The organism is uncultured Marinobacter sp. (assembly GCF_947488835.1).
Taxonomy (GTDB): Bacteria; Pseudomonadota; Gammaproteobacteria; order Pseudomonadales; family Oleiphilaceae; genus Marinobacter.
Map to the genome: position 1 here is coordinate 77,614 of NZ_CANLBK010000002.1, position 26,172 is coordinate 103,785.

23 protein-coding genes and 2 tRNA genes are annotated in these 26,172 nt (G+C 53.7%); 15 read left to right on the forward strand and 10 right to left on the reverse strand.

Annotated elements, in window-relative coordinates; all coding sequences use genetic code 11:
* Positions 1-26 precede the first annotated feature (26 nt).
* From Q0824_RS09335 to Q0824_RS09345, 3 genes are all read left to right on the forward strand, one after another.
* The gene (locus tag Q0824_RS09335; protein WP_298450491.1) at positions 27-698 is read left to right on the forward strand and encodes a flavin prenyltransferase UbiX; all 672 of its coding nucleotides are present in this window, start codon (positions 27-29) and stop codon (positions 696-698) included.
* Positions 699-783: 85 nt separating this feature from the next.
* The gene (locus Q0824_RS09340) at positions 784-1,923 is read left to right on the forward strand and encodes an acyl-CoA dehydrogenase family protein (protein WP_298449742.1); all 1,140 of its coding nucleotides are present in this window, start codon (positions 784-786) and stop codon (positions 1,921-1,923) included.
* A 143-nt stretch (positions 1,924-2,066) separates the two neighbouring features.
* Positions 2,067-3,947 carry a hypothetical protein gene (locus Q0824_RS09345; RefSeq protein ID WP_298450493.1) on the forward strand — a complete coding sequence of 627 codons (1,881 nt, stop codon included), beginning with the start codon at positions 2,067-2,069 and terminating at the stop codon, positions 3,945-3,947.
* Between the two features lie 72 nt (positions 3,948-4,019).
* Here Q0824_RS09345 and Q0824_RS09350 read toward each other — a convergent pair whose 3' ends face one another.
* A complete protein-coding gene (locus Q0824_RS09350; protein ID WP_298449744.1) occupies positions 4,020-6,389 on the reverse strand; it encodes an arylsulfatase in 2,370 nt (789 codons plus the stop codon).
* A 186-nt stretch (positions 6,390-6,575) separates the two neighbouring features.
* On the opposite strand from Q0824_RS09350, the gene Q0824_RS09355 reads away from it, so the two are divergent.
* Entirely contained in the window at positions 6,576-8,876 is a 2,301-nt protein-coding gene (locus tag Q0824_RS09355) for a tetratricopeptide repeat protein (protein WP_298449746.1), read from the forward strand.
* Between the two features lie 199 nt (positions 8,877-9,075).
* On the opposite strand, the gene Q0824_RS09360 is transcribed toward Q0824_RS09355, so the two are convergent.
* Positions 9,076-9,162 (reverse strand) — tRNA-Leu (locus Q0824_RS09360).
* 254 nt (positions 9,163-9,416) lie between these two features.
* Between Q0824_RS09360 and rnr the strand changes: the two genes are divergently transcribed.
* The 8 genes from rnr to alr all read left to right on the forward strand — a co-directional run bounded on the left by rnr (position 9,417) and on the right by alr (position 17,694).
* The gene (gene rnr, locus Q0824_RS09365; RefSeq protein ID WP_298449748.1) at positions 9,417-11,939 is read left to right on the forward strand and encodes a ribonuclease R; all 2,523 of its coding nucleotides are present in this window, start codon (positions 9,417-9,419) and stop codon (positions 11,937-11,939) included.
* A 15-nt stretch (positions 11,940-11,954) separates the two neighbouring features.
* The gene (gene rlmB, locus Q0824_RS09370; protein ID WP_298449750.1) at positions 11,955-12,692 is read left to right on the forward strand and encodes a 23S rRNA (guanosine(2251)-2'-O)-methyltransferase RlmB; all 738 of its coding nucleotides are present in this window, start codon (positions 11,955-11,957) and stop codon (positions 12,690-12,692) included.
* A 228-nt stretch (positions 12,693-12,920) separates the two neighbouring features.
* The gene (gene rpsF / locus Q0824_RS09375; RefSeq protein ID WP_298449752.1) at positions 12,921-13,364 is read left to right on the forward strand and encodes a 30S ribosomal protein S6; all 444 of its coding nucleotides are present in this window, start codon (positions 12,921-12,923) and stop codon (positions 13,362-13,364) included.
* A gap of 25 nt (positions 13,365-13,389) precedes the next feature.
* On the forward strand, positions 13,390-13,620 hold the full coding sequence (gene rpsR / locus Q0824_RS09380) for a 30S ribosomal protein S18 (protein ID WP_114613426.1): 231 nt from the start codon (positions 13,390-13,392) through the stop codon (positions 13,618-13,620).
* A 26-nt stretch (positions 13,621-13,646) separates the two neighbouring features.
* Positions 13,647-14,513: a hypothetical protein gene (locus Q0824_RS09385; protein WP_298449759.1), complete on the forward strand. Its 867-nt coding sequence runs from the start codon at positions 13,647-13,649 to the stop codon at positions 14,511-14,513.
* Positions 14,514-14,533: 20 nt separating this feature from the next.
* A complete protein-coding gene (rplI, locus tag Q0824_RS09390) occupies positions 14,534-14,980 on the forward strand; it encodes a 50S ribosomal protein L9 (RefSeq protein WP_298449760.1) in 447 nt (148 codons plus the stop codon).
* 231 nt (positions 14,981-15,211) lie between these two features.
* Entirely contained in the window at positions 15,212-16,618 is a 1,407-nt protein-coding gene (gene dnaB, locus Q0824_RS09395; RefSeq protein ID WP_298449762.1) for a replicative DNA helicase, read from the forward strand.
* The gene (gene alr, locus Q0824_RS09400; protein ID WP_298449764.1) at positions 16,618-17,694 is read left to right on the forward strand and encodes an alanine racemase; all 1,077 of its coding nucleotides are present in this window, start codon (positions 16,618-16,620) and stop codon (positions 17,692-17,694) included. The genes dnaB and alr overlap by 1 nt, the downstream gene beginning before the upstream one ends.
* A 5-nt stretch (positions 17,695-17,699) precedes the next feature.
* Here alr and Q0824_RS09405 read toward each other — a convergent pair whose 3' ends face one another.
* Complete coding sequence (locus Q0824_RS09405; RefSeq protein ID WP_298449767.1) at positions 17,700-18,056, reverse strand: hypothetical protein; 357 nt, start codon at positions 18,054-18,056, stop codon at positions 17,700-17,702.
* 173 nt (positions 18,057-18,229) lie between these two features.
* Between Q0824_RS09405 and Q0824_RS09410 the strand changes: the two genes are divergently transcribed.
* A complete protein-coding gene (locus Q0824_RS09410) occupies positions 18,230-19,108 on the forward strand; it encodes a sugar nucleotide-binding protein (RefSeq protein ID WP_298449769.1) in 879 nt (292 codons plus the stop codon).
* 27 nt (positions 19,109-19,135) lie between these two features.
* Here Q0824_RS09410 and fnr read toward each other — a convergent pair whose 3' ends face one another.
* Together fnr and ylqF are read right to left on the reverse strand one after the other, a co-directional pair.
* On the reverse strand, positions 19,136-19,891 hold the full coding sequence (fnr, locus tag Q0824_RS09415) for a fumarate/nitrate reduction transcriptional regulator Fnr (protein ID WP_298449771.1): 756 nt from the start codon (positions 19,889-19,891) through the stop codon (positions 19,136-19,138).
* A gap of 98 nt (positions 19,892-19,989) precedes the next feature.
* Positions 19,990-20,925: a ribosome biogenesis GTPase YlqF gene (gene ylqF, locus Q0824_RS09420; RefSeq protein WP_298449773.1), complete on the reverse strand. Its 936-nt coding sequence runs from the start codon at positions 20,923-20,925 to the stop codon at positions 19,990-19,992.
* 215 nt (positions 20,926-21,140) lie between these two features.
* On the opposite strand from ylqF, the gene Q0824_RS09425 reads away from it, so the two are divergent.
* Complete coding sequence (locus Q0824_RS09425) at positions 21,141-21,587, forward strand: Spy/CpxP family protein refolding chaperone (protein ID WP_298449775.1); 447 nt, start codon at positions 21,141-21,143, stop codon at positions 21,585-21,587.
* A gap of 96 nt (positions 21,588-21,683) precedes the next feature.
* Here Q0824_RS09425 and Q0824_RS09430 read toward each other — a convergent pair whose 3' ends face one another.
* The 3 genes from Q0824_RS09430 to Q0824_RS09440 form a co-directional block, all read right to left on the reverse strand.
* A complete protein-coding gene (locus Q0824_RS09430) occupies positions 21,684-22,214 on the reverse strand; it encodes a hypothetical protein (protein ID WP_298449777.1) in 531 nt (176 codons plus the stop codon).
* Positions 22,215-22,394: 180 nt separating this feature from the next.
* Positions 22,395-23,438, reverse strand: coding sequence for a lipoyl synthase (lipA, locus tag Q0824_RS09435; protein ID WP_298449779.1), 1,044 nt, complete (start codon positions 23,436-23,438; stop codon positions 22,395-22,397).
* A gap of 154 nt (positions 23,439-23,592) precedes the next feature.
* The gene (locus Q0824_RS09440; RefSeq protein ID WP_298449781.1) at positions 23,593-24,870 is read right to left on the reverse strand and encodes an aminotransferase class I/II-fold pyridoxal phosphate-dependent enzyme; all 1,278 of its coding nucleotides are present in this window, start codon (positions 24,868-24,870) and stop codon (positions 23,593-23,595) included.
* A 161-nt stretch (positions 24,871-25,031) separates the two neighbouring features.
* On the opposite strand from Q0824_RS09440, the gene Q0824_RS09445 reads away from it, so the two are divergent.
* On the forward strand, positions 25,032-25,364 hold the full coding sequence (locus Q0824_RS09445; RefSeq protein WP_298449783.1) for an SMR family transporter: 333 nt from the start codon (positions 25,032-25,034) through the stop codon (positions 25,362-25,364).
* Here the strand turns inward: Q0824_RS09445 and Q0824_RS09450 are convergent.
* Together Q0824_RS09450 and Q0824_RS09455 are read right to left on the reverse strand one after the other, a co-directional pair.
* On the reverse strand, positions 25,361-25,792 hold the full coding sequence (locus Q0824_RS09450; protein WP_298449786.1) for a PACE efflux transporter: 432 nt from the start codon (positions 25,790-25,792) through the stop codon (positions 25,361-25,363). The genes Q0824_RS09445 and Q0824_RS09450 overlap by 4 nt on opposite strands.
* 91 nt (positions 25,793-25,883) lie before the next feature.
* Positions 25,884-25,960 (reverse strand) — tRNA-Met (locus Q0824_RS09455).
* Positions 25,961-26,172: the final 212 nt, after the last annotated feature.

Consider the following 26,172-nt stretch of genomic DNA (forward strand, 5'->3'; position numbering starts at 1 on the left):
AAGGAGTTACACCTTTGACCCAAGACATGTCCGATAACTTGTCGAAAGCCAGAACCATCAACTTGGCACTCACCGGAGCTTCCGGAGCCCAGTATGGCCTGCGTTTGCTGCAGTGCCTGGTGGCAACGGGCTGCCGGGTTCATGTAATGATCAGCAAGGCAGCGCAAATTGTTATTGCGACTGAAACCGACTTGAAGCTACCGGGAAGCCCGTCAGCAATCCAAAAGGTGCTGACAGAATACGCGTCAGCACAGCCGGGGCAAGTGTTGGTGTTTGGGCGTGAAGACTGGTTTTCCCCGCCCGCCTCCGGCTCAGGCGAGAAGGCACCTCTTGTGGTCTGCCCCTGTAGTACGGGAACGCTATCGGCATTAGCCACCGGTGCCAGTAACAACCTGATTGAGCGTGCTGGCGATGTGGCGCTTAAAGAACGTCGCCAACTGATTCTGGTGACCCGCGAATCACCATACTCACAAGTTCATCTGGAAAACATGCTGAGGCTTACCCAAATGGGTGCGGTCATCATGCCAGCCAGCCCCGGGTTCTACCACCGACCGGAATCGATAGAGGATCTCGTGGACTTTATCGTGGCGCGGATTCTGGATCATCTGGGGTTGCCTCAGGACCTGATGCCGCGCTGGGGCGAGGCTCGGGTGAGCGCCAGAATAAGTCGCAACGATGGTTTTGGCCAGCAGGATTGATGGTTTTAACCATTGAGCAAACCCGCCTGCAAGAAGAGACTTGGTGAACGCTAATTACAACATTGTTCACTGACCGAGGTTTACCATGATTCCACGCACGCTCTTCGACGCAGACCTTGACGGCTTTCGGGACTCTGTCCGGAAATTTCTTGAGCAAGAAGCCGCGCCATACCACGAGCAGTGGGAGAAAGATGGCCAAGTTAGCCGCGAACTGTGGGAGAAGGCAGGCGCATTGGGCTTTTTGTGCCCGACCATGCCTGAGGAGTACGGCGGTGTTGGCGCTGACTTCCGATACAGCGCAGTTATTATGGAAGAAGTCTCCCGTGCCGGGCTTTCGGGCATTGGTTGGACGCTGCACTCCGATATCGTTGCACCTTACATCCTGAATCACGGCTCGGAAGAGCAGAAAAAACACTATCTGCCCAAGATGGCGACTGGCGAGATGATCACAGCTATCGCTATGAGCGAGCCCGGTGCGGGTTCTGATCTTCAGGGGGTGAAAACCACTGCTTTGAAGGATGGTGACAACTACATACTGAATGGCTCAAAAACCTTTATCACCAACGGGCAGATGGCTGATCTGGTGATCGTTGTCGCTAAAACGGATCCAAAGGAAGGCGCCAAAGGTATCAGTCTTCTGCTGGTCGAATCCGACTCGGAAGGGTTTCAGAAAGGCCAGAACCTGAACAAGGTTGGCATGAAGGCCCAGGACACCTCTGAGCTGTTTTTCCAGGATGTGAAAGTTCCGACCAAGAATCTGCTCGGCTCGATGGAAGGGCAGGGCTTTATGCAGTTGATGATGGAGCTTCCTGCCGAGCGCTTGCAGATTGGCATTACAGCAATTGCTGCCGCAGAAGCTGCCTGGCAGTGGACTCTGGATTACGTAACCGAGCGTAAAGCTTTCGGTAAGCCGGTGATCAAGTTCCAGAACACTCGCTTCAAAATGGCTGAGATGAAAGCAGAAATCACGGCTGCCCGAGTGTTCACCGACCGTTGCCTGGAACTTCACCTGGACAAAAAGCTGGATATACCAACAGCGGCCATGCTGAAGCAGTACACCACCGATCTGCAGTGCAGAGTAATGGATGAGTGTGTTCAGTTGCACGGTGGCTACGGTTATATGTGGGAATACCCGATTGCCCGCGCCTGGGCTGATTCACGGGTTCAGCGCATTTACGGCGGAACCAACGAGATCATGAAAGAGATTGTTGCCCGCGCGTTTTAAACCAAGCCAAGGAAAGCCTCGGGCCAGTTCCCGGGGCTTTCTTGTTACTAAACTTTACAGATTGCCAAACCTATCAAGGTCTCCAGCCTCCACATCCCCTAAAGTAACGGCACAACCTCTAACAAGGATAAATGGTTGCCGTGATGAAGCCCCTTATTTTCCTGCCTGTTTCCGTTCTTTTTCTCGCCATTGCCGGCTGCGGCAATGAATCCGATGAGCTGCCTGTGGATGGGCGCGATTTCAACGGTGTGCAATACAGCGAGCCGACACCCTATACGGGACGAGTAATCGACGGCTATCTGAAAAACGCCCGGGTATGGTTGGATATGGATGGCGACAGCCAATTCACGCCGGGGCCCATGGAGTTCGAGTTGGCATCCGGCCGCAAGGTTATCCTGGAGTCTGGAGAACCCACGGCCATGAGTGGCGAGGGTGGTCAGTTCTCCCTGGATATCTCGGAGCTCGTATTGGATCCGGAGATAGGACCAAATATTGATCCAGAAACGTTTCCTTTGTATGCATTGGCATTGCCCGGTAAAACGATGGAACAGCTGCGCACCGGGGACGTTCCGGTTGCCCGGGCGTTTTTGCTATCTGCCGCGCCAGGTGTGAGTAATGTCTCCCCTCTGACGACTCTGGAACGCTATCGCAGGCTCACAACAGCGGGTTTGCTTTCGGGGACCGGAAGTAGCGTGGTACCGGGCCTCGAAGGTGTCAACTTGCGGCGGGATTATGTCCTGGCTAAAGATGATAAGGCACACGCATACGCGCAGGCCTTGGCGCGCTTTTCAGCTAGCCAGTTCCCGGATGACTATAACGATGCGCTGGCTCGGCCAGAAAGCGATGGCAAAGAGCGACTCCTCAGCCCGCAGGGCGCTTATCTTCTCGGGGTTTCCCTGTTGCAGAATGCCGGGGATGTCGTCGCTATTGTAGATTCAGCCGCTCAAGGCAATTATGCAAACGTGGATGTTGATCAACTCGAATTGCCCATGGTGCCGCTGGAGTTGAGTGACCCGGTGTTGCTGACTGGCCAGCGAGTCTATGCTCAGCCCAGACAATCGACTGACCTCCCTACTAACAGTTCAAATTTGATAGTTTCCGCAGAACTTAAGTTTGAATATAGCGAGGATGGACGGCTGCAAGCTATTAGTTCAGAAGGTTGTCTTTCGCCTTCAATACAAGAGATTGCCAGGCTGATCAGCGTAAATGGGTATATGGCTAATCTCAGTACCCAGTGGTTGCCGTCAGCGTCGCTGTCGCCGCAGAGTAAAATTGCCTACGACAATCCCGGTGTGGACGAGCGGTTGGTGTTTGACTGGGCGGCACGCAAAGCAACGTTTGAAACTGGCACCGCCTGTCATCAACTTGAGGGGATTCAGCCAGGATCGACTGAACTGGGGGGTGAGCCCGAGGTAGCGTATAGCTGGAGTTTTAGTAGTGGGAAATTGGCGCAGCTAGAGGCTCGGATTCCCCAGCAAAGCGGCACGATTACCCGAACACTGACGCCAGAGCGGACTAATGCTCTTGAAGGGTTTCCTGGGTACCAGCTAAAGGAAGAGGGTGTAGAGGTGGAGTCGTTGGTATACAGCGATATTTTCCAAAGCTGTGCTATCGGCGACAAAGTTGACCCCGCGACGGCCGCGCATGTGGTTACGGGATTTCAACACTATGACTTCTCTGGCCATGAGCCCCACCCAGCTACATTTACAGGACTTGCCCTGGAATTTGATACCCGGGATGAGCAAGTTCGGCTCCTGCGATACGGTTTTCTGGCGCCGGAAATGTCCGGGCTTGGTAACGTTGATGCCGTTGGTGGTTTCGAGTGGGCGATGTACTACCCGTCAAGATCCAGTGAAACACTGCTTGGCGGCACACCAAATCTCATTCAGAAGGCGTATCTTAAAAACTACAGCTCCAACCAGGCCTGCGGCCGATCCTTCGAGGAATCGCCTTCTGGCGTTTTTGCATGGATAGAGTATGAGTACAGAAATCTTTCCCAGTACCTTGTGGATCAATTGAATTAGCAGATAGTTGGCATTTTAATGTGCCGGCATTAGAGCCACTGGCTTTGCACCAGTGGCTCTCTCCTTGGTTAGTTATTCAACCTCAACTACGATGTCGTGGATTTTACCGGTGAATCGGGTTTCCTCGGGTCCGTAACCGATACCCAGAGCGACGGGCGTCTGGTTGTCCAGACCGACATCGGCTGTTTCATCCGCAGAGAATATGTTCGGCTGGGTCTTTTCAATTCTGCCCTTGGCAACTTGCTTGCCATTGACTGCCAGCGTTGCGTCGCCGCCTTTTCCAAGGCCGCCGCCGTCATAATCAAAATCCAATACAACCGTTGCCTTGCCTGCAGGCAATGGAGTTTCACTTTCCACAACATAACGCTCGAGGCCGAGCCAGTTGTATTCGTAAGCTGGTTTTCCGTCGCGCAAATGCAACGACCAACCACCATAGCGACTGCCCTGAACCAGAAGCGCACCTGATGCGCCGCCTTCTGGCACTTCAATATTGGCAGTGATAGTCAACGATCGGTTCTTTACGTTGATGAAGGTGTTTTCCAGCATTCCGTCCATACCTTCGTACAGCGTCAGTGATTTTCGATCACCGATCAGATCTGGACGCCCGGCTATTGCAGCATTCGTTCGTGCAATGGTCCTGTCGTCGATAGGCAGTACATGGTACTTCTCCGCTTCAACCATGAACTCGTTTTGTAGCTCGGCAAGCTTCTCAGGGTTCGATGACGCTATGTTGGTTGCCAGGCTGAAATCGTCGGGGACGTAGTAAAGCTCCCAGACGTCGTCCTCCAGTGGTGTAAGATCAGACGTTTCCCACGGAGCACGGTGAATTGTTCTTGCCATCCAACCGTCTTTATAGATGCCTCGATTGCCAAACATTTCAAAATACTGAACCGTGTGACGTTCCTTCGCGCCCGCATCGTTAAAGCTATAGAGCAAGCTGGTCCCCTCGATGGGCACCTGCTCTGTGCCGTTGACGCTTTTTGGCTCAGGTAAGCTTGCAGCTTCCAGTACGGTTGGCGCAACATCGATCACATGGCTGAACTGGCTGCGCATCCCGCCTTTCTGCTTGATGCCTTCGGGCCAGTGGACAACCATCCCATTGCGTGTACCACCAAAGTCACTCGCTACCTGCTTGGTCCATTTGAAGGGCGAGTCGAAAGCCACGGCCCAAGCCGCCGCCATGTGCGGGAACGTTTCCGGGCTTCCCCATTTGTCAATAAGTGGCAGCATATCTTCAACTTTTTCCTGCACGCCATTGAAATAGGTCATCTCGTTATACATGCCAATCATGCCGCCTTCGGCACTGGTACCGTTGTCGCCGGCAATATAGAAAATCAGAGTGTTGTCCAATTCGCCAATAGAGTCGACGGCATCAATCAGCCGGCCTATGTTGTGATCGGTATGTGCAACAAACCCGGCAAAGGTTTCAGCCTGTCGCCGAAACAGTCTTTTATGGTCGTCGGGCAGATCTTTCCAGGCGGACAGGTCCGATGGGAGAGGGGGGAGTTTTGTGCTATCTGGTATCACCCCGGCTGCCTTCTGGCGCTCAAAGGTCGCCTGTCGTACAGCGTCCCAGCCGTCATCAAACTGGCCATGAAACTTCTCGATCCACGGCTTTGGTACGTGGTGTGGCGCATGGGTGGCGCCGGTGGCGAAGTACATGAAAAACGGTTTGTCAGGCGTCATGGACTGTTGTGCCTTGACCCAATTGATTGCCTGGTTGGTCATGTCTTCTGTGAAGTGATACCCCTCTATTTTTGGCGGAACGATTCGCTTGGTGCCATCAAAGATCAGCGGCGACCATTGGTCGGTTTCTCCACCAATGAAGCCGTAGAACTTGTCGAAGCCCTGGCGCGTTGGCCAGCGGTCAAAGGGGCCCGAAATGCTGGTTTCCCATGCGGCTGTTTCATGCCACTTGCCAAAAGCGCCAGTGCTGTAGCCGTTTAGGCGCAGCATCTCGGCCAAGGGGGCAACACGGTTCGGAATTCGGCCTGTATTGCCAGGGTAGGCAGTGGCCGTTTCCATTATTGAGCCCGTGTTTGCGGTGTGATGGTTGCGTCCGGATTTTAAAGCAACGCGAGTCGGTGAACACAGCGATGTTGTATGGAAATTGTTATACCGCAGCCCACTCTGTGCGAGTTTGTCCAGTGTGGGTGTCGGGACAGGGCCACCAAATGTCGAGGTTGAACCAAAGCCGAGATCATCAATCAGGACGATCAAGACATTCGGTGCGCCTTTGGGTGGCGTCACTTCCCACCGTGGTGGTGGCTGGGTGTTGCGCACATCCAGTTCGGTGTAATGCTTTGGGTCTGGCTCTGATATGGGCAGGACAGTCCTGTCCAGGTCGTGATCTGCATCCTGCGAGGCAAATGAAATGCCTGGCAAGATAAAACACGCCACTATCAATAGGGACTTCCATATGTTTTCATTGCTATCTTGCACGGTCCTTCTCCTTTCTCCATTTAGATTTCGAGCTTGGGAAGTATAGTTCACGTTAGTATTTGACAAGTAATACTATTGTGTTTTTTTTCAGGTTCAGTGTTGTAGGTATGCGCTGGGGCATCGGGTCTAATCGAACATGGCAATCTGTACCAGACGATTTCAATGAAGAGGCAAGGTCGATCAGGGATGAATACATTGCGGGCCTTTGCAGAATTGATCTGCTTTATCGTCATGGGCGTGGCAGTTTTTGCGCATGCGGCTTCTGCTGACGTTCGTCCAGCCCAGCCATCCGCAGTTTATGTTGGCGAGCCCGTATGCAGTGGTTGTCATGCAGAGCAGTCTGTCAATTGGCAGGCATCGCAGCACGCCCATGCGATGGCGCATGCAACCGATAAGGCGGTACTTGGGAATTTCGAAAACGCCAAATTTCACAACGCGGGTGTTACGACGACGTTCTTCCGCCAAGGTGATGAGTTTTGGGTCAGCACGGATGGCGCAGATGGCAAGTTGGCAGACTTCAAGGTCAGCTACACATTTGGTGTCTATCCGCTGCAGCAATATTTGATCGAATTCCCTGATGGGCGCTTGCAAGCTTTGTCGATTGCGTGGGATGCCCGGCCGAAAAAGGAAGGCGGTCAGCGCTGGTTCCACCTTTATCCGGATCAACGCATCGAAAGCAAAGATGAATTACACTGGACCCGTAGTCAGCAAAACTGGAACTACATGTGTGCCGATTGTCATTCCACCAATCTCCGCCGTAACTACGATACCCATTCGAATACTTATGCGACCACCTGGAGTGATATCAGCGTAGCTTGTGAGAGTTGTCACGGTCCTGGATCTGCGCATGTGGAATGGGCTAAAGCAGTTGATGGCGCACCGTCGGTGCCTTCCATGGGGTTGACGATCCCATTTGATGAGCGCAAAGGGGTTGTTTGGGTTGCGGATGCCGAGACAGGCACTGCGTCACGGAGCCCTCCAATGCAGAATCACCGGGAGGTTGAGACTTGTGCGGTCTGTCATTCGCGTCGAGGCTCGATCAGTACAGATCCGGGGCCCACTGGCAAATTGCTCGATACGCATAAACCATCGTTGTTGGTGGAAGGGTTGTATTTTGCAGACGGGCAGCAAGAGGATGAGGTATACACCTATGGCTCGTTCCTGCAATCGAAAATGTACGCCAAGGGTGTCACCTGCAGTGACTGTCACGATCCCCATACCGCCGAGTTGCGAGCACCGGGAAACACACTCTGCGCCCAGTGCCACGCGCCTGCTAAGTTCGACACGACGGCGCATACCCATCACGAGCCCGACAGCCCGGGTGCGCAGTGTGTAAGTTGTCATATGCCAACACGCGATTACATGGTGGTCGATCCTCGTCGCGACCATTCGTTACGCATCCCGCGGCCGGACCTCAGTGTCAAAATGGGGACTCCAAATGCCTGCAATGATTGCCACACCAAACGCGGGCCAGAGTGGGCCGCCGCCACAATAGAGAACTGGTTCGGTCCCGATCGCAAGGGCTTTCAGATTTGGGGGCCAGTCTTTGATGCGGCGCGTAAAGGGCAGGCTTATACAGTAGAGGGGCTGGAGCGATTGTTTTTTAACCCGGAAATGCCCGGGATAGTGCGTGCTACCGCTTTGACTGAAATGCGACGGTTTCCCGGGCGGGCTCTCTTCACTGCCATCAATGAAGGTTTATACGACGATGACTCGCTGGTTCGGGTTGCGGCACTGGATGCGCTGGCAGACTATCCTCCGGAGGCGCGGTTGGCGGCACTGCCAGCATCAACAAATCACGTACTTGCCGTTAGTGCTGCAGCAGGTCGAGCGCTTGCGCCTGTCGATTCCGGTTCACTGTCGACACAAGAGCGCGCGGCTATTGAGCTCGGCTTCATAAACTACGAAGCGACCCAGTCAGCAGTATCGGAGCGGCCAGAGTCGCATTTGAATCTTGGGCTCTTTCATGCAGAGCGCGGCGATGCAGTTAATTCCGAGGCTGAATACCGGCTGGCCATTCAGCGGGACCCCCAGTTCGCGCCAGCCTATGCGAATCTGGCCGATCTGTACCGAGCTACAAACCGGGATGTGCAAGCGGAGCGTATCCTCGAAGCGGGCCTGACTGCCGTACCTGACAATCCGAGCCTGTTGCACTCGTTGGGTTTAATGCGCATCCGTCAAGGTCGCCAGAGTGAGGCGCTGGAGCTTCTGGCGCGTTCTCGCAAGCTCGCGCCCGGTGATCCCCGGTTTGCTTACATTTATGCGGTCGCATTACGCTCATACGGCCAGCCGGAACAGGCATTACGAATCCTCGACGCAGCACTGGCGGTGAATCCAAATGACCCTGATTTGCTCTATGCGCGCCTTTCCTACGCGTTGGAAGATGGCGACATTCCGACCGCACGAAAACACGCAAGCCGGTTTGTCGCTGTGGCCCCGGAAGACGCCAGGACATCTTTGTTGCTCCAGTCTATTGAGCAGAAGTAACCGGCATTGCATCCATGGTTCGTAAATTTTTCCATGGGGTGCTTGTGCAGGGCTTTAACCGTGCGTGAAAAGGAACTGGAAGGTATTCAGAAGACGGGCGAAACAAACCGTGCCATAAGAAATCTAGCGCGTTAATGCTTTTGATAGACGATAGATGTATGAGTTTAATTCAGATATTTCCATTTCTTGGGGAAAGAAATGGTGCCGAGGAGAGGACTTGAACCTCCACGGGGTTGCCCCCACTAGCACCTGAAGCTAGCGTGTCTACCAATTTCACCACCTCGGCAGGTGATTTGCAGAATTCCCGTTAGTTTGTTGAAAACTGGGCGTTTCTGCCTAAGATGAACAAGGCGTCTCATCCGATGGCGCGTACTTTAGTAATTCCGGCCTAAGCTGTCAAACATTTTTTCAGTAAATGCTTGGCAGGTAATTATGCCTATAAAAGGTGGGTTGTTAGGCAGTTGCTGCCTCCCAACGTATACTGTGTTGCAAATGAATACGAACAGCGCCGCTGTGGCGCCGCATTGAGCAAGGATTTTAATGGTTTCCAGAAATAAAAAACGTAAAGACCCACACGCCAGTCGTGAGGCCCAAAATTATGACAACCCGATCCAAAGCCGGGAATTCATAATTGCGCACTTGAAAGAGCGGGGGGCTCCGGCAACGCACGAAACATTGTGTTCAGAGCTTGGGCAAACAGACCCGGAAGGTATCGAAGCACTTCGGCGTCGTTTGATCGCCATGTGTCGCGACGGGCAGCTTATCTGCAACCGGCGTGATGCTTTTCTGCCGATTGAAGAAGCCGACTTGGTGAGTGGTCGGGTTATAGGGCACAAAGATGGCTTCGGCTTTCTGGTGCCGGATGATGGCGGGTCAGATCTGTTTCTTACTGCCCGGCAAATGCGCCAAGTGTTTCACGGCGATCGGGTAGCCGCCCGGGTAGACAGGGTCGACGACCGTGGCCGGCGTGAAGGCGTTATTGTTGATGTAATTGAACATCGTACACAGCAAACGGTAGGGCGTTTCTTTAATGAAAGCGGCATTGCCTACGTGGTGCCGGAAAACGCCCGCATCAACCACGAAGTGTTGGTGCCGAAAGAGCATGTTGGTGAGGCGGTTCATGGTCAGTATGTCGTTGTCGATATCTTGCGCCAGCCCACCGTGCGTACCCAGCCTACCGGCAAGATAGTCGAGGTTTTAGGTGAACATATGGCGCCGGGGATGGAAATCGACGTGGCTATTCGCTCATACGATATTCCCCATGAGTGGCCCACCGCAGTAGGCGAGCAGACTGCTTCTATTGCTGCTGAGGTTGAAGAGAAGGATAAAAAGAATCGGGTCGATATTCGCAACATGCGTTTGGTGACCATTGATGATGAAACCGCCAGGGATTTTGATGACGCGATTTATTGCGAGCCCAGAGGTCGGGGTGGTTATCGGCTCGTCGTTGCGATAGCAGACGTGTCTCACTATGTGCGCACAGGGTCGCCTCTTGACGAGGAGGCGTTGCGCCGGGGTAACTCTGTGTACTTCCCGGATCACGTGGTGCCCATGCTTCCCGAAAAGCTGTCCAATGGCCTGTGCTCCCTGAACCCGGACGTCGATCGCCTGTGTATGGTCGCAGATATGACCATCAGCGCCGCCGGTAACATCAGTGGTTACACGTTTTATCAGGCAGTTATGCGCAGCCATGCCCGATTGACGTATAACAAAGTCAGCGACATGCTTGAGCGGCCAGATACTGAGCCGGGATATCGCTTGTCTGCCCAGTATGCCGACGTGCTGCCACATCTGCATAACCTGTACGATTTGTACAAGTTGTTGCGTAAGGCGCGTAGAGAGCGTGGTGCTATCGACTTCGAAACCACGGAAACGCGGATTGTGTTCGATGCTGAGCGCAAAATCGAAGAGATTGTGCCGGTGCATCGCAATGATGCGCACAAGATTGTTGAAGAGAGTATGTTGTGCGCGAACGTAGCCGCAGCGCGCTTCCTAAAGAAACACAAAATGCCTGCCCTTTATCGGGTGCACGATGGCCCCTCGGAAGAGCGTCTTAATTCGGTGCGTTTGTTCCTGGGTGAGCTGGGTCTGCAGTTGGGTGGTGGCGATAGTCCAACGTCGGCGGACTACCAGGAGTTGTTATCCCAGATTGTCGATAGACCAGATGCGAATGTGATCCAGACGGTTATGCTGCGGTCGCTGAGTCAGGCGGTTTATAGCCCGGATGAAAGTGGTCACTTCGGCTTGGGCTTCCCGAGTTACGCTCACTTCACCTCGCCAATTCGCCGTTACCCTGACCTGATTGTGCACCGCGCTATCAAGTCACGGATTCATAATCCTGAAGTAACCAAGGATGTGGTGTCTCCAGCTGTACACGATGCAACACTGGTAGAGTATCCCTACGATTACGCCAAGATGGAGCAGCTGGGTGAGCATGTGTCGATGACTGAGCGACGCGCAGATGATGCGACCCGCGATGTTATGGCTTGGCTCAAGTGTGAGTTTCTGAGTGATCATGTGGGTGAAGAGTTTGACGGTGTGATTGCCGCTGTTGTGCCCTTTGGTTTCTTTGTTCAGCTCGCGGATGTGTATATCGAAGGTCTTGTGCATGTGTCCACCTTGAGTGGCGACTATTTTCATCACGATGCTGCCAAGCATCGCTTGATTGGCGAGCGCACGGCCATCAGCTTCCGCCTGGGCGACGAGTTGCGTGTACGTGTAATGCGGGTTGGCATGGAAGATCGAAAGATCGACCTGGAGTTGGTCAGTGAGCCGAAACGGCGGCAAGCTGATCGGGACGGGTTGGGGGTTGCCAAGCGGGATGCCCGTGGCAAGGACGGAAAGCGCGGCGACAAAGTCCGTGGTCGTGGCGGGGCATCTGCGGGGCCAAAATCCGGTAAGAGTGGAAGCACTGGTAAATCCGGGCGTGGCAGCAAGCCTGCGACTGCAAAAGCGCAACTGGTTGCGGAAGCTGCCCGTGATGCTGGCAAAAAGCCCAAGAAGGGTGCGGTCAAGCCAGATGGTGTGAGTAAGCCGCGCAAACCCCGTAAGACAAGCAAATAACAGGAATCCAAACCAGTGTCCCAGGAATTTGTATTCGGTTGGCATGCGGTTGAGGCAGTCCTCAAGCGCGAGCCTGAAAGGTTGCAGCGTGTTTGGATTCAGACCGGCCGGCAGGACAAGCGAGTAAAGTCCATCACAGATGCCCTTGATGAGTTAGGGGTGAAGTGGGGTGTTGTCCATCGCCGTGAGTTGGATGAGCGAGTTGGCGGGGTTCACCAAGGTGTTGTTGCGGCAGTCAGTGAAAGCCGTGAGTGGACAGAGGACGACCTTCTGGCCCAGCTTGCGGCAAGCGACAAGCCTCCATTTCTGTTAGTGCTGGATGGTGTAACCGACCCCCATAATCTGGGTGCGTGTATGCGCACCTGTGATGCGGTGGGTGTGCAGGCTGTTATCGTTCCTAAGGATAAATCCGCTTCGCTTACTCCAGTGGCCCGCAAAGTTGCTTGCGGTGCGGCCGAGACGGTGCCATTCGTGCGCGTGACAAATCTGGCTCGCTTTCTGCGCACTCTGAAGGATCAGGGTGTTTGGTTGATCGGCACTGCCGGTGAGGCGAAGACGACTCTGTATCAGGCTGACTTTAAAGGCCCGGTTGCGCTGGTGATGGGGGCGGAAGGCAAGGGTATGCGCCGCCTTACCCGTGAGCACTGCGATCAACTTATCCACATACCCATGCTTGGCCATGTGGATAGCCTCAACGTTTCTGTCGCTACCGGCGTTTGCCTGTATGAGGCTTTGCGTCAACGCATTGGTTAGCCCTTGCACAGAAGCCCCTGTACGCCTAGAATACGTGACCCCTTTTTTTAGGGGGAGGTTTGTATTGCTTCTAATCAGGTGTACAACACTTCGCTTTTGATTAAGGTTTTTTGTAAGGCCTTATTAATAAAGCACAAAACCGGCAGCTTAGGCTGTCACCTCCTTGCTTTCATGCTTCCCGGTCAGTCCGCGAATTAGAGAAAGCTGTTTAAACCGTAGGGAGAACTCATGCGTCACTACGAAATCGTATTTATGGTACACCCGGATCAGAGCGAGCAGGTGCCCGCTATGATCGAGCGTTATACCAGCCTCATCACTGAAGATGGCGGCAAGGTAGATCGTTTGGAAGATTGGGGCCGTCGTCACATGGCATACCCGATCAACAAGATTCACAAGGCTCACTATGTGCTGATGAACGTTGAATGTTCACAGGCTGCAATGGACGAGCTGACTCACAACTTCCGGTTTAACGATGCCATCATCCGTGACTTGATTCTGCGTCGCGATGAAGCTGTTACCGATATGTCTCCGATGAAAGCCGCTGAGTCCCGTGAGGACCGTCGTTCCGGCGGAGATGATCGTCCGCGTCGTTCGGCTGAATCTTCTGATGACCGTCAAGGCGAGCGCCAAGACGAAGAGCAGTCAGCGGATTCCCAGGACGAAGAAGAGTAATTAACCGGAGTTGAGGAGATACGTTATGGCTCGTTTTTTCAGACGTCGTAAATTCTGCCGCTTCACGGCAGAAGGTGTTAAAGAGATCGATTATAAAGATCTGGACACCTTGAAAGGTTATGTCACAGAAACCGGCAAAATCGTGCCTAGCCGTATTACTGGCACAAAAGCACGTTATCAGCGTCAGCTGGCTACCGCTATTAAGCGCGCCCGCTACCTGGCACTGCTGCCGTACTCGGATAGCCACGATAACTAAGTAACAGAAAGACAGGACTTGGGACCATGCGTGCACTGGCACAATTTGTAATGCGCGGTCCCCTGCAGGCCAGCGGGGTAGCAGCAGTAACAACTGCGGTGCCTTTGCTGTTCTGGATTGGCGCAGCGGTTGTTGGCCTGGTTATTCTCAGGCTTGGCATCAGTCAGGGGCTTAATATTGGCCTTTGGGCACTACTTCCGGCTCTTGGTTGGAGTGTGTTCGGGGGCGATCCTACAGCTCTGGCGGTGCTGCTGCAGGTGATGCTGATGGCATCCATGCTGAGAACAACACTGTCCTGGGAAAGAGCCCTTCTTGGAGGGAGCTTTCTGGCGATCGTCATGGGGCTTATCTTGCCCATGGTGTATCCCGGTTTGATGGACGAACTCGTTCGCACCGGGGTCAGTTTTTACGAACAGTACAATGCTGAAGTGGCCCGTGCGCTTGGGAGCGATCTCGAGACGGTTATACGGGACACCATGAACGCCAGTATGGCCGGTAGTTATCTGGCAATCGGCGTGGGCATGACAATGTTGGCAAGATCGTGGCAGTCGGGATTGTATAATCCCGGCGGATTCCGCAAGGAATTCCACGATCTCAAGCTGTCACCCGCCGTTGCAGTGGTTCTTATCGCCACCATGGTTGTTGGCCCGTTTCTCGGGTTGAATGCTATGTTGCTGGTCTGGATAGCCGGAACGCCGATGTTTTTGGCGGGCCTGGCACTGATTCATGGCATTGTTGGTCGTAAAAATCTGAGTGGCCAGTGGCTTGCAATGTTTTACGTTGCACTGGTGCTTCTGGGCCCAAGCCTGATGATTCTGTTAGTGGTTCTGGCTTTTGTGGATAGCTGGCTGGATATCCGGAGGCGAATAAAGCCTGCCGGGCCGGCTGAATAAAGCACGAAGAGGTTAACGAGATGGAAGTTATTCTGCTCGAGAAAGTTGCAAACCTTGGCACCTTGGGCGACAAGGTAAAAGTTAAGTCCGGTTACGGCCGTAATTATCTGCTTCCGTACGGCAAGGCTGCGCCTGCCACCGAAGCAAATCTGAAGGCGTTCGAAGAGCGTCGTGCCGAGCTTGAGAAAGCAGCAGCCGAGAAGCTGGCAACAGCTCAGGCCCGCGCTGAGGCTCTGGAAGGTGCATCCTTCACAGTAACCTCCAAAGCAGGCGATGAAGGCAAGTTGTTTGGCTCCATCGGTGTACGTGATATTGCTGACGTAATCACTGCTGCAGGTACTGAAGTAGAGAAGAGCGAAGTTCGCTTGCCAGAAGGCCCGCTGCGGTCAACAGGCGAGTACGAGATCGAGCTTCACTTGCACTCTGATGTTGAAGTAACTGTTAAACTGGCGGTTGTTGCCGAGTAAGCTGTCTTCTTCGGAAGCAGTGCCGGGCTTGTCCCGGCTTCGGTAACACGCTGGTGGCTGGTAGAGAGCTCTTCTGGGTTTTCGCCCGGCCAACCCAACAGGCCCGAACCGTTTAATACGGCTTTCGGGCCTGTTGCTTTCTGGTATGCTGTTAACTCCGGTAACCCCCTCCATTGCTGCGACCTTCCGCTTACACTGTCGTGGCTGTGATGTTCAACTGAAGATGTGTTCATGGCGAAGCCTAATCTGAAACCCGCAATTATCGATACCGAAACCAGCCGCATCAAGGTGCCACCTCATTCCGCAGAAGCGGAACAGGCAGTGCTGGGTGGTCTTATGCTGGACAACCGGCGATTTGATGAGATTACCGAGATAATCTCCGCTGCCGATTTTTATCGCCAGGATCACCGGCTGATCTTTGGTGCGGTGGAGCGTCTGGCGAGCGAAAATGAGCCGCTGGATGTTGTTACTCTGGCTGAATTTCTGGAGCGTGCTGGCGATATTGAAGATGCTGGCGGCCTTTCTTATCTGGCGGAGCTGGCGGAGAAAACACCCGGTGCTGCCAATATTCGAGCCTATGCCGAGATCGTCCGAGAGCGCTCAATCCTCCGGCAACTCGTGGAAGTTTCAGGCACGATCACCGATTCGGCGTTTAATCCTCAAGGGCGCAACAGCAGCGAGATTCTGGATGAGGCGGAGCGTAATGTATTCAAAATTGCTGAGTCCAGGGTTAAAGAAGGCTCGGGTCCTCAGTCGATTAATCCGATTCTGACCAAAGCCCTGAGCCGTATTGAAGAATTGTTCGAATCTGGCGAACAGACTACCGGTTTGACGACAGGGTTCAGAGACCTGGATGAGCAAACATCTGGTATGCAGCCTGCCGATCTCATCATCGTGGCTGGACGACCCTCGATGGGTAAGACTACCTTCGCCATGAATATTGTCGAGAATGCCCTGATCAGCACGGGCACACCGGTTTTGGTATTCAGTATGGAGATGCCGGCAGATGCACTGGCCATGCGTATGCTGTCGTCTCTGGGTCGTATTGACCAAAGCAAGGTTCGTGGCGGAAAGCTTGAAGAAGACGATTGGCCAAGGCTTACCTCTGCCGTCAGCCTGCTTAAAGACAAGCCTTTGTATATTGATGATACACCGGGCCTTAGCCCCACTGATCTGCGCTCTCGCGCACGCCGGATTGCCCGTGAGAACGGGGGCAAAATCGGCTTGATCATGGTCGACTACCTGCAGTTGATGCGGGTGCCGGGCAATACTGAAGGCCGGACCGCGGAGATCTCGGAGATTTCCCGGTCTCTGAAAGGCATTGCAAAAGAACTTAGCTGCCCAGTGGTGGCACTTTCGCAGCTTAACCGGAGCCTTGAGCAGCGCCCCAACAAACGCCCGATTAACTCTGACTTGCGAGAGTCTGGTGCGATTGAGCAAGACGCAGACGTCATCATGTTTGTTTATCGTGATGAAGTGTACAACGAAGATACGCCAGATAAGGGCGTTGCCGAAATCATCATCGGTAAGCAGCGTAATGGTCCTATTGGCACCATACGCCTCGCCTTCATTGGTAAATATACAAAATTTGAAGACCTCGCTAGCGGTGACTACGGGGATTATGGTGGAGAATACTAATGCCGCGCAGTACCGTCGCCCGCATTAATCTTGATGCCTTGCGCACTAACTATCGAGCAGCTTGCGAGCGTTCAGGTGGTGCCAAAGTCATGGCCGTTGTGAAGGCTGATGGCTACGGCCATGGTATTGCCCGGGTTGCATCGGCCTTGGCGGATATGGCGCCCAAGTTCGCCGTTGCCTGTATTGAAGAAGCTTGGGCTATTCGCGCGGCGGGCCATGCGCAGCCAGTGGTATTACTTCAGGGTGTGCATGCCGCGGGTGACCTGGCAGACTGCGTACACAGTAACTTTGAGCCGGTGGTGCACGGTGAGCAGCAGCTGGCGTGGATGGAGCAGAGTGGCGATGCGCCGACCTTCTGGCTGAAGGTTAACACTGGGATGAACCGTCTGGGCTTCCGGGGAGATGCTCTGCCTGCCGTTATGACCAAGCTCGAAAAAATGGGTGCTGCGCCCAAGCTTCAAGGGTTTGTTGGCCATTTCGCGTGCGCTGATGATGCCAGTAGCACAATGACACTTGCCCAGACTGCAAACTTTGAGACAGCAACCGCGCCCTGGCCCACACTGATGAAAAGCGTGGGGAATTCTGCAGCCCACTTTATTCCAGGTCAGCCGCTGTTTGACTGGAGCCGCCCGGGCATCATGCTCTATGGGGGCTCACCGATCGTTGGGAAGACGGGCCCCCAACTCGGTCTTGAACCAGTGATGAGCCTTGAGGCGCCGCTTATTACCACGCGGGTTGTGAAAGCGGGTGAAAGTGTAGGCTATGGCGCAGGCTGGGTTGCTGAGCGCGACACCCGCATGGGTATGGTCGCCATTGGCTACGGAGACGGCTACCCCCGCCATGCCGGAACGGACACGCCAGCGGCCATTGCTGGCCGGCGTATCAGGCTGATCGGTCGGGTCTCCATGGATATGCTGGCAGTGGATTTGAGCAATGTGTCAGAGGCGAGGGAAGGAGATCTTGTTGAGTTGTGGGGGCGCACGGTTGGAATCGACGAGGTGGCAAGCTGTGCCGGAACCATCTCTTATGAGCTACTCACGGGGCTTACCAGCCGGGTTCCTCGAGTCTCCCAATAGCCTGCTCAGGTAGTTTCAGGCTCCTGGATGATTTCTTCAATGAAGTCGAGAATGGATGCCAGGCTGCGGTCGTCCAGCTTTTTAAGTACTTTGTGGACAACCATCTTACTGCCTTTGAGCATGCTGCTAATGCCTACTTTGGCCATGCTTAGCATCATCTTGCTGGCCCTCAGTCGCCGTAGAGGCTCAATAAAAAAGAAATCCAGGCCTGCGTCGGTCATGTCTACAATCAGGGCGTAGAGCTTGTCGATCGCTTCTTTGTCAGCTTTGCCACGCCCCCGTAGCTCTTCTACGGTATAGAGGGCCCGCATGCGCAATTCGTCTGGAATTGGGGCAACAATATGGCTCTGTTGTTTCAGCATGGTGATCCTGTTGTTGTATGCTTCTTGAAGGAATAGCAAGTGCAGTGCCGAGCAGGTTCGCCTGACGGCATCTTGAGTTGCGAATCATTCTACGAAACGGCAGCAGGAAGCCATTGGCCAAACAGGGCCCCGTGGCGCGTCATATCAGTATTATCCGGAGGCATTGAACCCTAGTGCATGTACTTGTTGTTCACGATTACGGCCCCTTGGGGAAGGTTCTGCTCGAGCGGCTCAGAAATACCTCTCTGCGTGTTAGCCCGTTGCTGGTCAGCGATCCGGCTGGCGCTAACCTGAGTGCCCTTGAGCGCTGGATCCCGGATGATACTGATCTTATTGTTAATGCGCTCTGGATGGCAGACCCTGAAGTAGCAGAGCGCGATCCTGAAGGCACCCACAAAGCTGCATTTTCGCTTCCGGTGGCCATCGCGGAGTATGCCCGCGACAAAGGCATGGCGCTGTTCCAGCTATCTTCGTGCTACGTGTTTGATGGCCGTAAGCAAAGCGGCTATATCGCTTCTAACCCCGGCCAGCCGGTGAATGAACTTGGCAACTGGCAGTGGGAGTGTGAACAGGCATTGCGCACACTCTTGCCCCGGCACATTATTTTGCGTACCGGCTGGAGTTTGGGGCGCTTCATTCGCAAAGTTCAGGCGAGCACGGCAGCGAATGAGACTCTGACTTTACCCGGGCGTTGTGTGGGGCAACCTGTGTCAGTGCAGGATCTCGCGAGGGTAATGACCGCTGTTATTCAGCAGTTGGATTGCGGTGCTGAGGTGTGGGGAACCTATCAGTACGCGGGCGCCGAAGAAATCAGTCTGTATGAGTTAGGCCTGGCCATTGCTGGCTTGCCGGGTATTCCGGAAGATATTCACGTTGTGGATGATATGCCGTTATGGGGCGCTCTTGAGCCACCCAACACAACGCTGATATGCACCAAAATCCGGAATACATTCGGAATCAAACAGCAGCCGTGGCGCTCCGGGTTAGCGAATGAGCTGACTATGCTGAAGGAAGGCTTGATGCGAACTGAAACTGGCATGCCGACCAAATAGTGGCGGCCAGTTTCAGTCAATAACGGTTTAGTGCTGACAGTTTTGGCGCGAGAACTCTCGGGTTACCAGCTGCAGTGCTTCAACATCCAGCAACTCGACTTCACGGCCGCGGGCGCGGATAAGGCCCTGGTTCTGGAAGCGAGTGAAAACACGGCTGACCGTTTCAACCGCTAGTCCAAGAAAGTTCGCAATATCATTTCTGGCCATGGGCAGGCTGAAGTTGGTTGGCGACATGCGCCGGCGCTGGAAACGGCTGGACAAAGACAGAAGCAGTGCTGCAATACGTTCTTCCGCAGTGTTCTTGCTAAGCAGCATGGCCAACTGATGACTGTTTTGAATTTCCTGGCTCATCAAACGGTACATGTGGTGCTGTAGATCTGGCAACTTGCCAGTCAGTTCTTCCAGCTTCTCAATCGGAAACTCGCATACGCTGGTCCGCTCCAGCGCCTTGGCTGTGCACGCATAGAACTCGCCACTCATGCTGTCCAGACCCACAAGCTCTCCGGGCATAAAAAAGCCGGTAACCTGCTCTTCACCACCTTCGGTGATAATCGACGTTTTGACCGATCCACTTTTCACAGCGAAGCAGGAGCGGAAAGGCGTGCTTTGATCGAAGATATGTTCGCCGCGATCGTACATGCGCCCCTGTTGTACAATGTCTTCCAGGCTGTCGAGGTCATTATCCTGAACGGCAAGCGGTAGGCAGAGGTTGCTCAAGCTGCACTGCTGGCAAGATGCTTTCAGGGGCGAGGGCGCTTGGCGAAATCTGATTGGTTGGGCCATTTCTGGTAGATCGTCCGAATTGATGCAAATCAAAGGATCACTCTAATACGTGGGCACTGGTTTGCCAATGCGCAAATCTAAGGATATGCATATATCGCCTAATGTCGTCGGCCCGAGCGGGCTGCTTTGGCAGCAGCTTTCTTTTCGGAAAGCTTGGCTTCTTTTTCGGCTTCCGCCGCGGCAGCTATCTTTATTTCCCGCTCCACCATCTCGGGTGTCTCCAGTGAGATTCTCCCAAGCGTGCCAGCACGGAACTCATTGAGCAGCACTTCAGAAACTTTGTTCAAGTCCGGAACTCCACCGCGGCCGAGGAACCGCCGCTTTTTGGCGATGCCGTCCATGAGAGCCAGGCCATCTGCCGGCAACTCGTTGAAGCCGTATCGGGCTTTCACAAGCTCGGGGTAGGCTTCTCGCAGGTAGTCCGCTTCAAACATCGCAATGTCTTCAAAATCCAGAACGGAGCTGCGTATGGCTCCGGTAATCGCCAACCGGTATCCACATTCCTCTGGTGAGAGCTTTGGCCACAGGAACCCCGGTGTGTCGTAAAGCAAAATGTTGTCCGGTAATTTGATGGTTTGCTGTGCTTTGGTAACTGCCGGCTCGTTGCCTGTCTTGGCAGCCGGGCGCCCGGCAAGAGTATTGATCAGCGTAGATTTTCCTACGTTTGGTATGCCCAGAATCATTACTCGCAAAGCGCTTTTCTGCCGATCATGGTTCGGTGTCATTTCCCCTGCCAGCCGGAGTATATCCAGCGCCTCGCCACGTTGGTTGTGGGTGAGGGTGATGGTTCGTACACCTCGCTCTCTTTCCAGCCAGGCCTGCCATTGCGCCGTAACGTCTGGATCAGCCAGGTCGCGCTTGTTGAGGACTCTGAGTAGTGGCGTGTCGCCGCGCAGGGCGGGCACCAGCGGGTTTTCGCTGCTAAAGGGGATGCGGGCGTCCAGTACCTCAATGATGAGATCCATTTGAGGCATGATTTGTTTGATCTCCTTGCGGGCTTTGTGCATGTGCCCTGGAAACCAGTTAATAGCCATCTGTTACGCTCCGAAAGTATGTGAATAGGGGCATTATGAAGGGGAATGACCAAACTTTCACATTTGTTTCGAGGCCCTCATGTGGCGGCTTTTCAGCGGCTTGGCTCACAACCTGTAGAAAAAGAAGGGATATCAGGGTGAAAACCAAGGGCGGGATGCTTTAGGCTGTCAAACCAGTCGATTAACCAATCCAAATTGTTAACGGAGATATTTTTATGAAGCTCGCAAAACTGTTCGGCACTGCTCTTGTGGCACTGAGCCTGACTGCGCCCGCATTGGCGCAGCAAGCGCCTGGTGGACAGCCGGATCAGGTAGGTCAGTTGGCCCAAATGGTAGGGCTTTCCGAGGATCAGCAAAAAGAGATCCGCGGCATCCTTGATGAGATGCAAGGTGAAATTGGTACGCTGCGCGAAGAAGCTCGTGCCTTGCAGGAGCAAATGCAGGCTGAGATTAAAGCAGATTACGATGAAGGTGCCATCCGCAAGCAAGGAGAAAATCTGGGCGATGTAACCGGTGAAATTGCCGCGCTTTCAGCGTTGATGCAGGCTAAGGTCGACAGCGTGTTCACGCAGGAGCAGCGTGATGAGCTGGATAAGAAAATGCAGGAAATGCGCCAGCAAATGCAGCAGCGCCAGATGATGATGCAGCAGCAAGGCCAGTAATATGTAGCCTGCTATCTCACCTGTTTATCAGGGGGGGGGGTAAGGAAAGAGGGCAGTGCGCAACCCGTGTGCGCACTGCCTGAGCTCAACCGATAATTAGAAGTACAGGTTGAACATTACGTTGCCAGCACCCAATTCGAGTTGGGTATCACAACCATTACAGCCGGCATCAGAAAGGCCTGCGCCGATTTGCCCGCTGATGGAGATGCCATCAGTAATCATAGCTTCTGCACCAAAGAAAGCACCAAGGGCGAAGCCAGTATCGTCCTGATTAACAAGGCCCAAAGCTCCACCGGCGAATGGGCGAATTTGGTTGGATATGTCACCTAGATACATGCGCGCACCGCCGCCAAGGGCAATCCCGGTGTCGGTTCCGGATCCATCCCTAGCTTGATAGTCGGCTACGGTAAGGTAGGCATAGGGAACTAGGGTCTCGCTTACCTTGAAACCAATCATGTATGAAGGCGCAACGGCTGAACTAACAGCAATATTGTTTGAACTGCTAAAAGGGTTAAAGCCCATCATGATCTTGGAGTCAGATTCCTGAGCAACAGCCATGCCAGAGGACAGGATAGCGGTAGCAGCGGTAGCAGCAACCAGTTTGGACTTGAGAGAGAAAAGCTTCATTATCAGATTTCCATTCTTTGGTGTTTTAAGCAAGAACCGGAGCAGGCCCTGGGGTGATCTAAGGCGCTCCGGTGTCCGGGTCGCGCAGGACCTGAGCGACGGTGTGGATTTTCGTTGCTTTAGCTATGAAACGCAAGGCTGAAGGCAGGGTGAAGCTAAGGGCAGGGTTCAGCTTGTGCACTATTCAACGTGTTTAACGGGAATCTGAATAGCATTTGAGGCTGCTGGTACTTTTGGGGTCGCAAGGCCCAGGTTGTTTTTGTCGAACACTTTGTCAGCCCTGTAGCTTGAGCGCACCATTGGGCCCGACGGTACTTCCATGAAGCCTTTCTCCAAACCTATTTCACGGTACTGGTTAAACTCTTCCGGCGTTACATAGCGCTCTACCGGCAAATGGTTTGGCGTTGGCCGCAAGTACTGGCCCAGTGTCAGAATATCCACGCCTATTTCGCGTAGATCGTCCATGGTGGCCAGGATTTCTTCGTGAGTCTCGCCCAAACCCAGCATCAGACTGGTTTTAGTGAGCACGTCTGGCCGGTATTGCTTGGCGTGAGCCAGCACACTGAGGGTCTTCTCATAGCCAGCACGTGGATCACGAACGCGACGTGTTAGCCGTTCTACAGTTTCAACGTTCTGCGCAAATACCTCAAGGCCGGAGTCCAGTACCTTCTCTACATCGCTCATTACCGCATCGAAGTCGGGCGTCAGCGCCTCTACAGCGACTTCTGGAGTGCGCTTTTTGATGGCTGATACACAGGCCGCGTAGTGGGCGGCACCGCCATCTTCCAGGTCGTCCCTGTCTACAGAGGTAAGTACAATGTAGCGTAGGCCCATGAGCTCAACAGACTTGGCGGTATTTTCCGGTTCGTCTTTGTCTAACCAGCCATTGGGGTTGCCGGTATCCACAGCGCAGAAGCGGCAGGCGCGGGTGCATACTGAGCCCATCACCATGATGGTTGCCGTGCCGGCGGTCCAGCATTCGCCAATATTGGGGCAGTGAGATTCCTGGCACACGGTGCTTAACCGGTTTTCAGTGACGTTTTTGCGCACAGCTTCAAATCGTTCGCCGCCGGGCATTTTGGCCCTCAGCCACCGCGGCTTGCGTTCAACAGATACAGGCTCCTGATTTGCCGAGCGCTTCTGGCCATCTTTGATAGCTGAAAAACCATGCTCGTTACGGAATTTGGAACCACTGGTGACGCGGGGCTTTGTGCTTTCGCTCATTGCAACCGGACTCTCATTGAGGCTTGGGGATCCTGAGAGAATAATCCGCTGGCAGGGCAGTTACAAGGTAGGTAAGGGCAATCACGGGGTGTTATAGGGGGATACCGGGCACGACTTTCGTCGTACCCGGTGGAGGATTGTTGATTAGATGCGGTTAAGCCTGAGCTTTTTCCAGTGCTTGAGACACGTCGGCAAGAATGTCATCTATGTGTTCGATGCCAATAGACAGGCGTACCAGATCTTCACTCACTCCCGCATTTTCGAGTTCTTCCGCGTTTAGCTGGCGGTGAGTGGTGGTAGCCGGGTGGCAAGCCAGTGACTTGGCATCACCAATGTTCACCAAGCGGTAGATCAGATCCAGCGCATCAATAAACTTGGCGCCAGCTTCACGTCCACCTTTGATGCCGAAACTCACAATGCCTGATGCTTTGCCGCCGCAGATCTTGTCGCAGGTGGCCTTGTACGGGCTGTTTTCCAATGCTGCGTAGTTCACCCATGCAACCGCAGGATGATTCTGCAGGAAGTTGGCAACTTTCTCGGCATTCTCGCAGTGGCGCTCCATACGCAAGCCCAGAGTTTCCAAACCTTGCATAATCAGGAATGAGTTAAAGGGCGAGAGGGCAGAGCCCGTGTTGCGCAGGGGCACAACGCGGCAGCGACCGATAAACGCCGCAGCGCCCAGAGCTTCGGTGTAGACCACGCCATGGTATGAGGGGTCTGGCTCGTTCATCATCGGGAACCTGGCGCCGTTGGCTTTCCAGTCAAACTTCCCTGAGTCCACAATGATGCCGGCTACAGTGGTGCCGTGACCGCCAATGTATTTGGTGAGAGAGTGCACAACGATATCCGCACCATGCTCAAACGGGCGGCAAATATAGGGCGTCGCGACAGTGTTATCTACAATCAGCGGAATGCCGTGCTTGTGAGCGATTTCAGCCCAGCGTGCAATATCTACTACGTTGCCGGCCGGGTTGCCAATTGACTCGCAGAACAGGGCGCGAGTCTGGTCATCAATGGCCTTTTCAATTGCGTCAAAGTCGTCATGACGGACCATGCGGCATTCAATGCCCTGGTTCGGCAGTGAGTGCGCAAAAAGGTTGTAAGTGCCGCCATACAGCTGGCTGGTGCTGATGATGTTATTGCCAACCCGGCAGATGGTTTGTAGAGCATAGGTGATGGCAGACATGCCAGAGGCAACAGCAAGGGAGCCTACGCCGCCTTCAAGAGCGGTCATGCGCTCTTCAAGTACCGAATTGGTCGGGTTCATGATTCGGGTGTAAATGTTGCCGGCAACCTTCAGGTTAAACAGATCCGCACCATGCTGGGTGTCGTCAAACGTGTAGGAGGTGGTCTGATAGATTGGTGTGGTTGCGGCCTTGGTGGTCGGATCGCCTTTGAATCCGGCGTGAAGGGCAATCGTCTCGAATTTCATAGTAACTTCCTTGCGAATGGATAGTTGGCGTTGTTGGTTTCGGGCGTCAGTATGCCATATAGATTTGGCGGGGTTTATACCGGTATGCAATCGTGACATGCCTGAACATAATATGCAGGCCTTTGAGGGCGATAAACCATTGAGAGTGAGGGGGATGGGTGATGAATAGTTGGGTATTTCTGGGGGTGGCTATAGTGGCTGAAGTGATAGCTACCTCTGCGCTTAGAGCAAGCGAAGGGTTTACCCGGCTGGTGCCGTCTCTCATTGTTGTTCTGGGCTACGGCTTGGCATTTTACCTACTTGCGTTAGCCTTGCGGACGATTCCGGTCGGAATCGCTTATGCAATTTGGGCAGGTCTTGGCATCGTGCTTATCGCAGCAGTAGGCTGGGTTGTATTTGGAGAGAAGCTAGATGCGTGGGGTCTGGTTGGTATGGGGTTGATTATTTCCGGCGTATTTGTGCTGAACGTCCTTTCCCGGACCGGTGTTCACTAATCGGAAGGTATAGCGGTATCAGAGTCGGGAAACAGGGTGTCGTAGCACCAGGTAAACACAAAGGCATACACCAGATAAAACAGCGCAAATGAGACATCCACCAGAAGTGCTTCCAGCAGGCCTATATCCATCCACCAAGCAATAATCGGAAGGAAGGCCACTAGTAGCCCCGACTCGAAACAGATGGCATGTATGAAGCGATGTTTCAGGGATTTGCGAGTTGAGCCGGTAAACCGTTTTAATGTGTGATCAAATCCAAGATTGAAAATGTAGTTCCATACCGTGGCTAGCGTAGCCCCAATCAGGCCAAGCACGCCGGTCTTTTCAAGTGAGTAACCAAAGGCGAAGGCTGCCAGGGGGACGGAAATGAGCAGCCCGATAACTTCAAAGGAAACCGCTTGCCGGATTCTGTCGCCAGTGGTTCTCATGAGAAGTCTCCACAGAAGCTGGGTGCTGGGCGCTTTTTCTACGCGAAAATAAAAAAAGGCCGCGACGTGAATCGCGGCCTTTTTCGAATACTGGTAGCAAGGGGCGGAGTTGAACCGCCGACCCCAGCATTATGAGTGCTGTGCTCTAACCAACTGAGCTACCTTGCCATCGCTTCACCAAAGGAAGCGGCGCGTATATTATGAAGGGAGGGCTGAACTGTCAAGGGCTGACAGAAAATTCTGATCTAATAACTGTTCCTTCTCTAAGGTGATGTGGTCTTTAAGTGTTATTAAACAAGAGCTTGAAGGTTTTTGTGAAAGGCAGAAGGTGTTCGGATATTACAGGCAGAGACTGGTTTCAGGTGGACCTGCATAATAAC